The following is a 13,198-nucleotide window of genomic DNA, read 5'->3' on the forward strand; positions in this document are numbered from 1 at the left end:
TCCAAAGGAATCCCAACCCGATCCGAAGATCAAGGCCGGGGTATAAAATTGGCATTGAACATAGTGCACGCTGTTGAGTTCTCAAGAATCGGACACATCCCGCCTCCACACCAGAACGGTGCTTCACAACGAAAGTGATCGAAGATAATGTTGCTTGCGTCATACGCGTCTTCTCGGTAGACTAGGAGAAGTTTCTTTCTCCCTGTCGCCGTGGCAACTTGTATAAGTTAGCACATCCGCAGGCCGTGTCAAATCCGGCTTCTTCGCGATGCCGTCACGCTCATAGGCGCTCCGACGTTGCTCGGTTCAGGACCTGAGTCCTGCGCCGGGCGGCGAAGTTGCTGGATCCGAGGAATCCTGCGAAGGCTTTACATCCGTGCGGCAGACCTGCTCCGAAAAGCTGTCTTGCCGAGTGGATGGTCCCGATTGAGGCCGGGACGTAGGAGCTGCTGCTCTTTCCGTTTCCCTGCGGCCTTTGTGGCGACTCGGAATAAGTTACGCAGCGATCGCGGTGCTGTCAAACGACGGGCCGAAATCGCACATCCCGGGCGTGTCGGGATCAGGGGTCCTCCCCGTCGGCGCCCGGTTCCGCGGGCGGATCCGGGGTCCGAGCCGGCTGCATCGGACCGAGGCGGGCACCCGCGCGCGCGGGATCCGACTCCACCGAGTGGAAGGACCCTCCCCGGAAACGACGAGGAGCGCGCGGCCCGGATCGCTCCGGTACCGCGCGCTCCTCGAGGGGATGCCGGGACTACGCCCCGATGCCGACCGCCTCGGGGGAGACGTCCGCACCGGGAGCCGAGGGCTCGAGCGCCTCGGCGACGCGCTGCGAGAGCGACGAGTCGACGTTCGCCCAGTACTGGAGCACGCGCTGCCGCAGCTCCGGACGGGTGACCTTCGACACGTGGCCGGCGATGTTCGCGACCAGGCGGGCGCGCGCGTCGTCGTCGAGGACCTCGCGGTAGAGCGTCCCCGCCTGACCGAAGTCGTCGTCCTCCGGGTGGAGGGTCGCCGCGGCGCGCGTCAGCTCGCCGTCGGTCTCCCAGCCGGCCGACTCCGCCGCCCGGGCGGGATCGGCGTGGGCGCCGCCCATCGTGTTCGGCGCGTAGACGGGCACCTCGGACTTCTGGAAGTCGAACCGCATGGGGCCGTCCTTCGAGTACGAGTGCACCGGCGACTTCGGCGCGTTCACCGGCAGCTGCGCGTGGTTGGTCCCCACGCGGTAGCGGTGCGCGTCGGCGTAGCTGAAGATGCGCGCGAGGAGCATCTTGTCGGGGCTTGCCGCGATCCCGGGCACGAAGTTCGAGGGGGCGAACGCCGCCTGCTCGATCTGCGCGAAGTAGTTCTCGGGGTTCCTGTCGAGCGTCATGGTGCCGACCTGGATCAGCGGGTAGTCCGCGTGGGGCCAGACCTTGGTGAGGTCGAACGGGTTGAACCGGTAGCTCTTCGCGTCCTCGTACGGCATGACCTGCACGGACAGCGTCCACGAGGGGAAGTCGCCGCGGTCGATGGCGGAGGACAGGTCGCGGATGTGGAAGTCCGCGTCCTCACCGGCGATCTGGTCGGCCTGCTCCTGGCTCAGGATCTCGACGCCCTGATCGGTCTTGAAGTGGTACTTGACCCAGAAGCGCTCGCCGGCGGCGTTGATCCACTGGTAGGTGTGCGAGCCGAAGCCGTCCATGTGCCGCCACGAGGAGGGGAGGCCGCGGTCGCCCATGAGCCATGTGACCTGGTGGGCCGACTCGGGCGAGAGGGTCCAGAAGTCCCACTGCATGTCGTGGTCGCGCAGGTGGCTGCCGGGCAGGCGCTTCTGCGAGCGGATGAAGTCGGGGAACTTGATGCCGTCGCGGATGAAGAAGACGGGGGTGTTGTTGCCGACGAGGTCGTAGTTGCCCTCGCTCGTGTAGAACTTCAGCGCGAAGCCGCGGGGGTCGCGCCAGGTGTCGGGCGAGCCCTGCTCGCCGGCGACAGTGGAGAACCGCGCGAGCATCTCGGTCTCGACTCCGGGCTGGAAGAGCGCGGCACGCGTGTAGGCGCTGACGTCGGCGGTGGTGGTGAAGCGTCCGAAGGCTCCGCCGCCCTTGGCGTGGACGACCCGCTCCGGAATGCGCTCACGGTTGAACTGGGCCAGCTTCTCGACGAGGTAGTGGTCGTGGAGCGCGAGGGGTCCGTCGGCTCCGACGCTCAGCGAGTGGTCGTCACTCGCGACCGGTGCTCCGGAGTTCGTGGTGGTGAATCGTTCCTCGGTCATGTTCCTCCTGTCGGCGAGGGGCACGGAGCCCGCCGCTGCGGTGTAGCGGATGTCGGTCAGTGGGCCAGGGCCAGGCAGTCGGGGCAGGTGCCCCAGAACGTGACGTCGGCGGTGTCCACGGCGAAGCCGCTCGCGGTCTGCGGATGCAGGCACGGCGCCTCCCCGACGACGCAGTCGACGTCGGCCACGGCCCCGCAGCGCCGGCACACCACGTGGTGGTGGTTGTCGCCGACCCGCAGCTCGAACCGGCGGGGGTGGCCCTCCGGCTCGATGCGGCGGACGATCCCGGCGTCGGTGAACGCCGAGAGCACTCCGTAGACCGCCTGGGCCGAAGCCTCGGGGAGGCCCTCGCGCACTCGGGCCAGGACCGCGTCCACCCCGGAGTGCGGGTGCTCCTCGAGAGCGAGGAGCACCGCGCGCCGGGTGGCGGTGACCTTGAGCCCGGAGGCTCGGAGCCGCTCGTCCACTGTCGTCATGCCGAGGACACTACCCGAGTTGTCTTGAGCGGATCAAAACAACGGGCGGCGTGGCGCGCTCGTCCGGGTGAACGGCCGGGAACGCTCCGGCGGCCACGCGGAGGCTCCGATCAGGCGACCGGACCCTCGACCAGCACAACCTGGGCGGAGCGGGCGGCGCCCGCGGAGTCGGTCCACGAGATCGTCACCGACTCCCCGGGCTCGCGCTGCGCGAGCGAGGCGGACAGCTGGTCGGCCGAGGCGACGGCGACCCCGTCGACCGCGGTGACGACGTCCCCCGCCTCGAGGCCCGCCTGCGCGGCCGGCCCGCCCTCGACGACTCCGCCGATCACGGCGCCGGATGCGGTGGTCGCGAGCGCGCGTGAAGTCGGCGACGCGGTGCCGGAGGAGAGGGAGACGCCGAGGAAGGCCGGATAGCCGATCTCGACGGTGGCCGTGTCGGCGCCCGCCTCGATGGTGGCGACGATGTCCAGGGCCTTCGAGATCGGGATCGCGAAGCCGGTGATGTCGGCCGTCCCGCTGGAGGCGGCGGTGTCCATCCCCACGACGCGGCCGGCGGAGTCAACGAGCGGGCCGCCGGAGTCGCCGGAGACGATGTCTGCGTCCGTCTGGATCAGCCCGGTCAGCGTCTCGGCGGAGATCCCCGACTCGGAGCGGGTCGTGATCTGCTGATCGAGACCGGTGACCGTGCCGGTGGCGGCGACCAGGTCGCCCGTCCCTCCCGCGTTGCCGACGGCGGTCACGGTGTCGCCCACAGCGACCCCGTCCGTGTCGAGCGAGGCGGGGGTGAGGCCGGAGGCGTCCTCCATCTGCAGGACGGCGACGTCGTTCGTCGCGTCGGTGCCGACGACGCGGGCGGTGTAGCTGCGGCCCGTCGACTCCACCGTGACCGAGATCGCGGTGGCGCCCTCGACGACGTGGTTGTTGGTGAGGATCATGCCGTCGGAGGTGAGGATCATGCCGGTGCCGGCCGAGCGGGCGCCCTGGTAGGTGAGCTCGGAGGTGATCGTGACCACCCCGGCGGTCTGCGCGGTGCTCGCGGCCACGGCGTCGGTCGCGCCGGTGGCCGGCTCGGAGGCGGAGGAGCCGCCCTGCGACGAGCCGTACGGGGAGGAGCCGCCCTGCGACGAGCCGTACGGGGAGGAGCCGCCCTGCGTCGATCCGCCCTGCGTCGATCCGCCCCAGGAGGGGACGATCACGTACCCGCCGCCGAAGGATCCCCGCGAGCCGCCGGGGTAGACGATCGTAGCGGCGCCGGCCGAGGCGGAGGAGGCCGCCTCGGTGCGGCCGGCGGTGGCGACTCCGCCTGCTGTCACTCCGATCAGCACGGCGAGGCCGAGGCCGCCGGCGATCAGTGCCCGACGACGACGACGACGGTCGTCCGCGCGCAGCGCGCGCACCTCGTCGGCGCCCGTCGCCTCGGTGGTGGCGGGCTGGTCGGTGAGCTCTCGCTCGTCGGATTCGTGTCGCTCGTTCATAGTGTCGTCCTCGTGCCGGGGCCGCCCCTGACGGCGACCGGTTCCCATTCCACGCCCGGCCTCCCGGCGCCGCCTGGACGATGCTTATGCGGTTCCTATGAGCGCTCGACTTCCCAAATAGTTGTAGCTTCAACCAAAAGCAGGTAGCGTCTCCACCGTGACCACCTCCTCCCCCGACCTGCTCGCTCCCGACACCGCGATGGGCGCGGTGACCCTCCGCGTCGCCGACCTCGACGGGATGATCGCCTACTACCGCGACGCCGTGACGCTCGAGCTGCTCTCGCACGACGGACCGGTCGCGGTGCTCGGCCGCGGCGGAGTGCCGGCCGTGATCCTCCAGCACGCGCCCGAGCTAGTGCACGCCTCGCCGCGCAGCGCCGGCCTCTTCCACACGGCGATCCTCTTCGAATCGGAGGCGGCGCTCGCCGCGGCCGTGTACAGCGTCGCGACCCGGCACCCCGGCTCCTTCACCGGCAGCTCCGACCACCTGGTCAGCAAGGCCTTCTACTTCGACGACCCCGAGCACAACGGCGTCGAGCTCTACTGGGACCGCGACCGCACGCAGTGGTCGTGGACGCACGGGCGGATCGAGATGAGCACGCTCTTCCTCGACCCGAACGCGTTCCTGCAGGAGCACCTCACCGAGGAGTCGATCGCGCAGCCGCGCCTCGGCGGCGCCTCCGTCGGCCACGTGCACCTGAGCGTGGGCGACGTCGCCACCGCGAAGGAGTTCTACGTCGACCGGCTCGGCTTCGAGACGACGATCGCGTACGGCGGGCAGGCGCTCTTCGTCTCGGCGGGCGGCTACCACCACCACATGGCGATGAACACCTGGAACTCGGCGGGCGCCGGACGCCGGCAGCAGGCCCTCGGCCTCGGACAGGTGGAGATCGTGGTGCCCGGCGCCGACGATCTCGGCGCGCTCGGCGAGCGGCTGGCCCGCTCCGGAGTCGCCACCCGCGACGACGGCCGCACCCTCGCCTTCGAGGACCCCTGGGCGAACGCGATCCGCGTCACGACCTCCTGAGCGCCGCCGATCGCGGGGACCCCCGCGGGTACGATGGTCGCGCGGAAGACCGCACTCCCCCGAGACTCCGGAGAACACGGTGCCCACGATCGTCGTTGAAGTCATGCCCAAGGCCGAGCTGCTCGACCCGCAGGGGAAGGCCGTCGCCGGCGCGCTCGCGCGACTGGGCCACTCCGCCCTCCACGGCGTGCGGGTGGGCAAGCGTTTCGAGATCACCGTCGACGAGGTGACCGACGAGGTGCGCGCCTCGGTGCAGCGCATCGCCGACGAGATGCTCTCGAACTCGGTGATCGAGGACGTCGTCGGGATCCACTACCCGGCGGAGGCCGCCCGATGAGGATCGGCGTCATCACCTTCCCCGGCTCGCTCGACGACCGCGACGCCCAGCGCGCCGTCCGGTTCGCGGGTGCGGAGCCGGTCGCGCTGTGGCACGGCGACCACGACCTCGACGGCGTCGACGCGATCGTCCTGCCGGGGGGCTTCTCCTACGGCGACTACCTGCGCTGCGGCGCCATCGCCTCCCACTCCCCGATCATGCGCGAGGTCGTCGACGCGGCGAACGCCGGGACCCCGGTCCTCGGCATCTGCAACGGCTTCCAGATGCTCACCGAGGCGCACCTGCTGCCCGGCGGCCTGATCGCGAACGACATCGGATCCTTCGTCTGCCGCGACCAGCGCCTGATGGTCGCGAGCACCGAGACCGCCTGGACGAACGGCTTCGAGCCCGGCCAGGAGATCACGATCCCGCTGAAGAACGGCGAGGGCGGCTACATCGCCTCGGCCGACACGCTGCTCGAGCTCGAGGCGGAGGGACGCGTCGTCGTCCGCTACCTCGGCCACAACCCGAACGGCTCCATGAACGACATCGCCGGCATCAGCAACCGCCGCGGCAATGTGGTGGGGCTCATGCCGCACCCGGAGCACGCCGTCGAGGAGGGCTTCGGGCCCGACACGGCCGCCGCGATGCGCTCGGGTGTGGACGGGCTGACGTTCTTCACGTCGGCGCTGAAGTCGCTGCTCGCCTCCGCCTGACGTATCCGGTCCGGGCGGCTCCGCCCGCCCGCGACGCACGAGACCCCCGGTTCCGGCCGGGGGTCTCGTGCGTGATGGGCGATGTTCGCGGGGTCAGGCCGCGACGAGCTTCGCCAGGTACGTCGCCGGCTTGAGGGACAGGCGGGGCTCCGCCTGCCGGAAGGCGTGGATGGCGGCCACCTGCTTCCGGGGCTCGATGCCGCGCTCGGCGAGCACGCCGCGACCCCAGTCGACCGCTGACGCGACCGCCGCGGGGGTGGTCGATGCCCCGTCACCGAAGAGGGAGACGAGCGCCTCGGTCGGGTCGGCGTGGTCTCCGAGGAGACCGCTGAGGGGAGATGCCATGGTGAGTTCCCTTCTCTCGTCGTGAGGTGCGCGCCGGGAGGCGGCTCCTCCATCGTCGATGCCCCACCTCAGCGCCTTCTGGGAACGGAGACACCGGCACGGGACAGCCGGGAATCGTGCCGATGCACTGCCGAGCGCGCGAGCCATCGCCCTGCCTTCGAGGCACCGCGGGCAGGGCGGTGTCTCGGCGGGGCGGGCGGTGTCTCGGCAGGGCGGGCGGTGTCTCGGTGCGCGGGTGGCGCGGGTGGCGCGGGGCCGCTCAGGGCCCGGTCAGGACCTCGGGCTCGGGGGTCATCGAGATGGTGGGGATCGAGGCGGTGATCACGGTGCCGTCGGAGCGGCGGGTGCCCTCGATGTCGGACGTGGTCGGCGCGCCGTGCAGCCGGCGGCCCTGGTGCGTGAGCGGGACGCGCACGGGGCTGCCGGCAGCGACGTGCACGCGCTCGTCGCGGACGGTGATCGCGGCGGAGTCGCCGGTCTCGACCGTCAGCAGGACCTCGGTCTGCGTCACCTCGACGCGCACGCGCGTGCCGTGGAGGGTGATGCGGAAGGCGAGGCGGTCCCAGTCGTCGGGCAGGCGCGGGTCGAGCGTGATCCGGCCGCCGTGGTCGCGCATTCCGCCGAAGCCGTAGACGAGGGCGCTCCAGACGCCGCCCGTCGAGGCGACGTGGATGCCGTCCGCGGTGTTGCGGTGCAGGTCGGCGAGGTCGACGAACAGCGCCGACAGGAAGTAGTGGCGGGCCAGGTCGCTGTAGCCGACCTCGGCGGCGATGATCGACTGCACGACGGCCGACAGGGTCGAGTCGCCGGTGGTCAGCGCGTCGTAGTACTCGAAGTCGGCGCGCTTCTGCTCGGCGGTGAACTCGTTGCCCTGCAGCAGCAGCGCGAGCACGACGTCGGCCTGCTTGAGCACCTGGAAGCGGTAGATCACCAGCGGGTGGAAGTGCAGCAGCAGCGGGCGCTTGCTCGCCGGGGTGTTCTCGAGGTCCCACAGCTCCTTCTCGAGGAAGGCCGCGTCCTGCGGGTGGATGCCCGCCCGCGCGTCGAAGGGGATGTGCATCTTCTCGGCGGCGCGCGCCCACTCGAGCACCTCGCCCTCGTCGAGAGCGAGGCGGTCGGCCATCCGCTCGTACGCGGCGGGCTCGACGGCCTTCAGCAGCTCGACCGCGCGTGCGGCCGAGCGGAGGTTCGCCCGGGCCATGACGTTCGTGTACAGGTTGTCGTTGACGACGGTCGTGTACTCGTCCGGCCCCGTCACTCCGTGGATGTGGAAGTGATCGTCGCCGTTGCTGCGCCAGAAGCCCAGATCGGCCCACATCCGCGCAGTCTCGACGAGGATGTCGATCGCTCCGCGGGCGAGGAAGTCGTCGTCGCCCGTGGCACCCACGTACTGCATGAGCGCGTAGGAGATGTCGGCGTCGATGTGGTACTGAGCGGTGCCGGCGGCGTAGTACGCCGACGACTCCTGACCGTTGATGGTGCGCCAGGGGAAGAGCGCGCCGCGCTGGTTGAGCTCGGAGGCGCGCGCGCGGGCGGCCTCGAGCATGTTCTGCCGGAAGCGCAGGGCGTTCCGGGCGACGAGGGGCGCCGTGTAGCTGAGGAACGGGAGGACGTAGACCTCGGTGTCCCAGAAGTAGTGGCCGCCGTAGCCGGAGCCCGAGACGCCCTTCGCGGCGACTCCGCCGCCGTCGGTGCGGGCGGTGGACTGGGCGAGCTGGAAGAGGTTCCAGCGGGTGGCCTGCTGGATGGCGGGCTGGCCGTCCAGCTGCACGTCGGAGCGGGTCCAGAAGTCGTCGAGCCACTCGCGCTGCTTGACGAACTGCTCCTCGACCGGCGTCTCGCGGGCGCGGTCGAGCGTGCGGTCGCAGCGGTCGGCGAGCTCGCGCACGGGCACGCCGCGGGAGGTGTGGTAGGTCAGCGTCTTGACCAGGCGGACCGGCCGGCCGGCCTTGGCCTTCACGCGGTAGACGTGCTTGGCGAGGTCGTCGTCGATCTGGGAGGTCTGGTCCCACTCGTTCTCGGTCTCGAGCTGGTGCTCGGCGCCGCAGGCGACGGTCATCTGGGAGTTGGTGGTCCGGTAGCCGAGGAGGTAGCGGGTGCCGCTGACGCGCTTGAGGCGCGGCTGGAGCACGCGGTCCTCGAACGACTCCGCCTTGCGCGGGTCGAAGCCGGCCCCCTCGCTGCCGGAGGGGGCGTGGTACTCGTCGACGCCGTCCTGGCGGTTGAGGATCTGGCTCGAGATCAGCACGGACGCGTCGTGGTCGAGCATCTCGACCTCGTAGTCGAGGATCGCGAGGTGCCGGTCGGTGAACGAGACCAGGCGGCGCGAGCGGATCAGGACGCGCTTGCCGGAGGGGGTGCGCCACTCCAGCTCGCGGGTGAGCACGCCGTTCGCGAAGTCGAGACGGCGCGAGTAGGCGAGGACGTCGGCCTCGCTCAGCACGAAGGGCTCGTCGTCGACGTAGAGGCGGATGATCTTGGCGTCCGGCACGTTGACGATGGTCTGGCCGACGCGGGCGAAGCCGAACGCCTCCTCCGCGTGGCGGATGGGCCAGGTCTCGTGGAACCCGTTGATGAAGGTGCCGTAGGCGTAGCCGTCGCGCCCCTCCTCCACGTTGCCGCGGAGGCCGAGGTAGCCGTTGCCGGTGGCGAAGAGCGTCTCGGTGCGGCCCTGCAGCTCGGAGGCGAACTCGGTCTCGACGAGGGCCCACTCGTCGATCGGGAAGCGGTTCCGGTCGAGCGGGTCGGAGGTGATGGGGTTCATGCGGCGTCCTCGGGGGCGGGAGCGGTGGGGAGGAAGGGGAGCAGCTCGGCCAGGTCGTCCACGACCAGGTCGGCGCCGTGCTCGAGCAGGGTGTCGGCCCCGACTCCGCGGTCGACGCCGACGACGAGGCCGAAGCCGCCCGCGCGGCCTGCCGCGACTCCGGAGTGCGCGTCCTCGAGGACGGCGCACTCGGCGGCCGGGAGGCCGAGGAGCTCGGCCGCGTAGAGGTAGGTGTCGGGCGCGGGCTTGCCGGCGATCGAGCGCTCGGCGGCGAGGAGCCCGTCCACGACGACCTCGAAGCGGTCGCGGAGGCCGGCCGCCTCGAGCACCGGCACGCCGTTGCGGGAGGAGGTGACGACGGCGACCTGCACGCCCGCGGCGATCGCGGCGTCGACGAAGCGGAGCGAGCCCGGGTAGGGAGCGACACCGGTCTCGGCGAGGGTGCGGTTGAAGGCGTCGTTCTTGCGGTTGCCGAGCCCGCAGACGGTCTCGAGCGACGGGTCGTCCTCGGGCGCGCCCTCGGGGAGGGTGATGCCGCGCGAGGCGAGGAGCGCCCGGACGCCGTCGTAGCGCGGGCGTCCGTCGATGTACCGGAAGTAGTCGGCGTCGGTGTAGCCCTCGGCGATCCCGCGCGAGGAGAGGTACTCCGTGAACAGCCGCGACCAGGCCTGCATGTGGACGTCGGCGGTCGGCGTGAGCACGCCGTCGAGGTCGAACAGGAGCGCGCGGACGCCGCGGAGGGCGGAGGCGTCGGGGCGCGTCGGGGATGCAGTCACGGCGGGGAGGACCTCTGATCGGGGGCAGGCGTTCGGCGGTTCCGCCGATGACGGTCGTCCGCCGCGGACTGCAGGTATCGTATACGCCCCCCGGCCGCCGTGTGGAACCGTTTACACGTCCGTCATCTGCGCGCCGCCGGGGGCGTCGATCCGCTCGGGGGCGAGGCGGTGCCGCCCGAGGGGGAGCATGAGCGGAGTGCCCGAGGTCGGGTCGGTGATGATGCGGCTGTCGAGGCCGAACACGGCGAGCACCGTCTCCTCGGTGAGCACCGCGGCCGGGGTGCCGGAGGCGTGCACCGCGCCGTGCGCGATGGCCACGAGGTGGTCGGCGTAGCGGGCGGCCATGTTGAGGTCGTGCAGCACCATCACCACCGTCGTCCCGCGGGTGCGGTTGAGGTCGACGAGCAGGTCGAGCACCTCGATCTGGTGGCTGACGTCGAGGAAGGTGGTCGGCTCGTCCAGCAGCAGCACGTCCGTCTCCTGCGCGAGGGCCATCGCGATCCAGACGCGCTGGCGCTGCCCGCCGCTGAGCTCGTCGACGGAGCGGTCGGCCAGGGCGGCGGTGTCGGTCGCGTCGAGCGCGGTCGCGACGGCCTCGTCGTCGTGGGCGCTCCAGCGGCTCAGCATCCCCTGGTGCGGATGGCGGCCGCGGCCGACGAGATCCGCGACGGTGATGCCCTCCGGGGCGATCGGCGACTGCGGGAGGAGGCCGAGCGTGCGGGCGAGCTGCTTCGCCGGCGTCCGGTGCACGGCCCTGCCGTCGAGCAGCACGGCGCCGGAGCGGGGCGCGAGCAGGCGCGACATCGAGCGCAGGAGCGTCGACTTGCCGCAGGCGTTCGCTCCGACGATCGCGGTGATGCGGCCGGGCGGGACGACGAGGTCGAGGCCGTCGACGACCGTCCGGTCGCCGTAGCCGAGGGTGACCCCCTCGGCCGTCAGGGTGTGCGCGGTGGTCACAGTGAGCCTCCCGCTCTGTTGCTGCGGACGATGAGGTAGACGAGGTACGGCGCCCCGAGGACGCCGGTGACCACTCCGACCGGGTAGCGCAGGCCCAGCCCGAACTGCCCGACGAAGTCGGCGACGAGCACGAGCAGCGCGCCGACGAGGGCCGAGGGGATGAGGAGCGACGCGCCGGGCCCGATCAGGCGGGCGGCGATCGGGCCGGAGAGGAAGGCCACGAACGCGATCGGGCCGGCGGCGGCGGTCGCGAAGGCGATCAGCCCGACCGCCGCGACGATCACGACGAGGCGGGTGGCGTTCACGCGGATGCCGAGCGCGGAGGCGGTGTCGTCGCCGAGCTGCGTGGCGGAGAGGTCGCGCGAGCGCGAGAGCAGGACGGGAGTGAGGACGACGACCGCGACGAGGACCGGCACGACCTCGCTCCAGCTCGCGCCGTTGAGGCTCCCGGTGAGCCAGCGGGACGCCTCCTGCAGGTCCCACGCGGCGGCCTGCGAGAGCACGTAGGCGGTGAGGGAGTCGAGCATCGCGGCGACCCCGATGCCGATCAGGATCAGCCGGGTGCCGGCGACTCCGCTGCGGTAGGACAGGGCGTAGACGAGCAGGGCGACCACGAGTCCCGCGACGATCGCGAGGGCCGAGACCTGCGCCGCCCCGAGCGAGAGCGTCACGATCGCGAAGGCCGCGGCGGCGCTCGCCCCGGCGCTGATCCCGATGATGTCGGGGCTGGCGAGCGGGTTGCGGAGCATGGTCTGGAAGCTCACTCCGCCGAGCCCGAAGCACAGGCCCACCAGCAGGGCGAGGACGGCGCGCGGGAGGCGGAGGCGCCCGACGGTGAAGCTCGCGCCCGGCACCTGCTCGCCGAGGAGCACGCGCAGCACCTCGTCGGGCGAGTAGACGGTCTGGCCGACCAGCAGGGAGACGGCGAGGACGGCCGCGATCAGGACAGCGAGCACGGCGACGACGATCCGGAGGCGGGCCCCGCGGCGGCGGCGGCCGGCCGCGACGGCGCGGGCGGTGGCGGAGGGCGCCTCGAGCAGCGCGGTCACAGCTCGCGCACCTTCTGGCGGCGGACGATCGCGATGAACACCGGGGCGCCGACCAGCGCGGTGACGATGCCCACGTCGATCTCGCTCGGGCGCGCGACGACGCGGCCGACGATGTCGGCGGCGATCAGGAGCACGGCGCCGGTCACCGCCGAGAACGGCAGCAGCCAGCGGTGGTCGACGCCGACGAGGAGGCGGCAGGCGTGCGGGACGACCAGGCCGACGAAGCCGATGGGCCCCGTGACCGCGGTCGTCGCTCCGCAGAGCACGACCGCGCCCAGGGCGGCCCCGCCGCGCGCGAGGGCGACCCGCTCCCCCAGGCCCGCGGCGAGCTCGTCGCCGAGCGCGAGGGTGTTGAGGCTCTTGGCCGAGAGCACGCAGAGGACGAGGCCGGCCAGGAGGAAGGGGAGCACCTGCGCGATGCTCGCGGACGTGGCGCCGCCCACTCCGCCGATCTGCCAGGAGCGGATGCCGCCCGCGATGTCGGCGCGCGGCAGGACGATCGCGCTGATCACCGAGACCAGCGCGGCCGAGGTGGCGGCCCCGGCCAGGGCGAGCTTGAGCGGAGTCGCGCCGCCGCGCCCGAGCGACCCGACCGTGTAGACGAAGACCGCGGCGACCGCGGCCCCGCCGATCGCGACCCAGACGTAGGCGGCGGAGCTCGTCAGCCCGAAGAAGACGATGCCCGTCACGACCGCGAGCGAGGCTCCGGTGTTCACCCCGAGGATGCCGGGGTCGGCCAGCGGATTGCGGGTCACCCCCTGCATCAGCACGCCGGCGACGCCGAGGGCCGCGCCCGCGATCGCGGCGAGCACGGTGCGCGGGATGCGCTTGGCGACCGCGGCCTGCGCGAACCCGTCCGTGGACCCGCCGAACGCGGCGACCACGTCGCTCCACGCCACCTCCCGCGACCCCACCAGCACCGACACCACGGCGGCGGCGAGCAGCACGGCCACGGCCGCGAGCAGCCAGAGGGCGCGCAGCCGCCTCGGGCGGCGCACGGCGGCGACGCCCGAGGCGGCGGGAGGAGCGGCGAGGGTCACGCG

Annotated in this window: 12 protein-coding genes; 3 read left to right on the top strand and 9 right to left on the bottom strand. The window is 71.9% G+C overall.

Annotated features, from left to right (window positions below):
• Positions 1-751: 751 nt before the first annotated feature.
• The 3 genes from C5C25_RS11225 to C5C25_RS11235 all read right to left on the bottom strand — a co-directional run bounded on the left by C5C25_RS11225 (position 752) and on the right by C5C25_RS11235 (position 4,205).
• Positions 752-2,251 carry a catalase gene (locus tag C5C25_RS11225; RefSeq protein ID WP_104222734.1) on the bottom strand — a complete coding sequence of 500 codons (1,500 nt, stop codon included), beginning with the start codon at positions 2,249-2,251 and terminating at the stop codon, positions 752-754.
• 56 nt (positions 2,252-2,307) lie between these two features.
• Positions 2,308-2,727, bottom strand: coding sequence for a Fur family transcriptional regulator (locus tag C5C25_RS11230; RefSeq protein WP_104222735.1), 420 nt, complete (start codon positions 2,725-2,727; stop codon positions 2,308-2,310).
• Positions 2,728-2,837: 110 nt separating this feature from the next.
• A complete protein-coding gene (locus tag C5C25_RS11235; protein WP_104250652.1) occupies positions 2,838-4,205 on the bottom strand; it encodes a S1C family serine protease in 1,368 nt (455 codons plus the stop codon).
• 199 nt (positions 4,206-4,404) lie between these two features.
• Between C5C25_RS11235 and C5C25_RS11240 the strand changes: the two genes are divergently transcribed.
• The 3 genes from C5C25_RS11240 (at position 4,405) to purQ (ending at position 6,264) form a co-directional block, all read left to right on the top strand.
• The gene (locus C5C25_RS11240; protein WP_104239376.1) at positions 4,405-5,232 is read left to right on the top strand and encodes a VOC family protein; all 828 of its coding nucleotides are present in this window, start codon (positions 4,405-4,407) and stop codon (positions 5,230-5,232) included.
• A gap of 79 nt (positions 5,233-5,311) precedes the next feature.
• On the top strand, positions 5,312-5,569 hold the full coding sequence (gene purS / locus C5C25_RS11245; RefSeq protein ID WP_104222736.1) for a phosphoribosylformylglycinamidine synthase subunit PurS: 258 nt from the start codon (positions 5,312-5,314) through the stop codon (positions 5,567-5,569).
• A complete protein-coding gene (gene purQ / locus C5C25_RS11250; protein WP_104222737.1) occupies positions 5,566-6,264 on the top strand; it encodes a phosphoribosylformylglycinamidine synthase subunit PurQ in 699 nt (232 codons plus the stop codon). The genes purS and purQ overlap by 4 nt, the downstream gene beginning before the upstream one ends.
• A gap of 93 nt (positions 6,265-6,357) precedes the next feature.
• Here purQ and C5C25_RS11255 read toward each other — a convergent pair whose 3' ends face one another.
• The 6 genes from C5C25_RS11255 to C5C25_RS11280 all read right to left on the bottom strand — a co-directional run bounded on the left by C5C25_RS11255 (position 6,358) and on the right by C5C25_RS11280 (position 13,195).
• A complete protein-coding gene (locus C5C25_RS11255) occupies positions 6,358-6,609 on the bottom strand; it encodes a hypothetical protein (protein ID WP_104250653.1) in 252 nt (83 codons plus the stop codon).
• A 259-nt stretch (positions 6,610-6,868) separates the two neighbouring features.
• On the bottom strand, positions 6,869-9,373 hold the full coding sequence (locus C5C25_RS11260) for a glycoside hydrolase family 65 protein (protein ID WP_104222738.1): 2,505 nt from the start codon (positions 9,371-9,373) through the stop codon (positions 6,869-6,871).
• Complete coding sequence (locus C5C25_RS11265) at positions 9,370-10,149, bottom strand: HAD family phosphatase (RefSeq protein WP_104222739.1); 780 nt, start codon at positions 10,147-10,149, stop codon at positions 9,370-9,372. The genes C5C25_RS11260 and C5C25_RS11265 overlap by 4 nt, the downstream gene beginning before the upstream one ends.
• A 111-nt stretch (positions 10,150-10,260) precedes the next feature.
• Positions 10,261-11,106, bottom strand: coding sequence for an ABC transporter ATP-binding protein (locus C5C25_RS11270; RefSeq protein WP_104222740.1), 846 nt, complete (start codon positions 11,104-11,106; stop codon positions 10,261-10,263).
• Positions 11,103-12,155 carry an iron ABC transporter permease gene (locus C5C25_RS11275; RefSeq protein ID WP_258069398.1) on the bottom strand — a complete coding sequence of 351 codons (1,053 nt, stop codon included), beginning with the start codon at positions 12,153-12,155 and terminating at the stop codon, positions 11,103-11,105. Before C5C25_RS11275 ends, C5C25_RS11270 begins: the two co-directional genes overlap by 4 nt.
• Complete coding sequence (locus tag C5C25_RS11280) at positions 12,152-13,195, bottom strand: iron ABC transporter permease (protein WP_104222742.1); 1,044 nt, start codon at positions 13,193-13,195, stop codon at positions 12,152-12,154. Before C5C25_RS11280 ends, C5C25_RS11275 begins: the two co-directional genes overlap by 4 nt.
• Between the last annotated feature and the right edge of the window lie 3 nt (positions 13,196-13,198).

It is taken from the genome of Rathayibacter sp. AY2B9 (assembly GCF_002931595.1).
Classification (GTDB): domain Bacteria; phylum Actinomycetota; class Actinomycetes; order Actinomycetales; family Microbacteriaceae; genus Rathayibacter.

What these genes read in the sequence shown, in the direction of transcription:
- C5C25_RS11260 (WP_104222738.1), bottom strand. Translation starts at nt 9,373, where the DNA reads ATGAACCCCATCACCTCCGACCCGCTCGACCGGAACCGCTTCCCGATC.
- C5C25_RS11235 (WP_104250652.1), bottom strand. Translation starts at nt 4,205, where the DNA reads ATGAACGAGCGACACGAATCCGACGAGCGAGAGCTCACCGACCAGCCC.
- C5C25_RS11255 (WP_104250653.1), bottom strand. Translation starts at nt 6,609, where the DNA reads ATGGCATCTCCCCTCAGCGGTCTCCTCGGAGACCACGCCGACCCGACC.
- purQ (WP_104222737.1), top strand. Translation starts at nt 5,566, where the DNA reads ATGAGGATCGGCGTCATCACCTTCCCCGGCTCGCTCGACGACCGCGAC.
- C5C25_RS11225 (WP_104222734.1), bottom strand. Translation starts at nt 2,251, where the DNA reads ATGACCGAGGAACGATTCACCACCACGAACTCCGGAGCACCGGTCGCG.
- C5C25_RS11240 (WP_104239376.1), top strand. Translation starts at nt 4,405, where the DNA reads ATGGGCGCGGTGACCCTCCGCGTCGCCGACCTCGACGGGATGATCGCC.
- C5C25_RS11230 (WP_104222735.1), bottom strand. Translation starts at nt 2,727, where the DNA reads ATGACGACAGTGGACGAGCGGCTCCGAGCCTCCGGGCTCAAGGTCACC.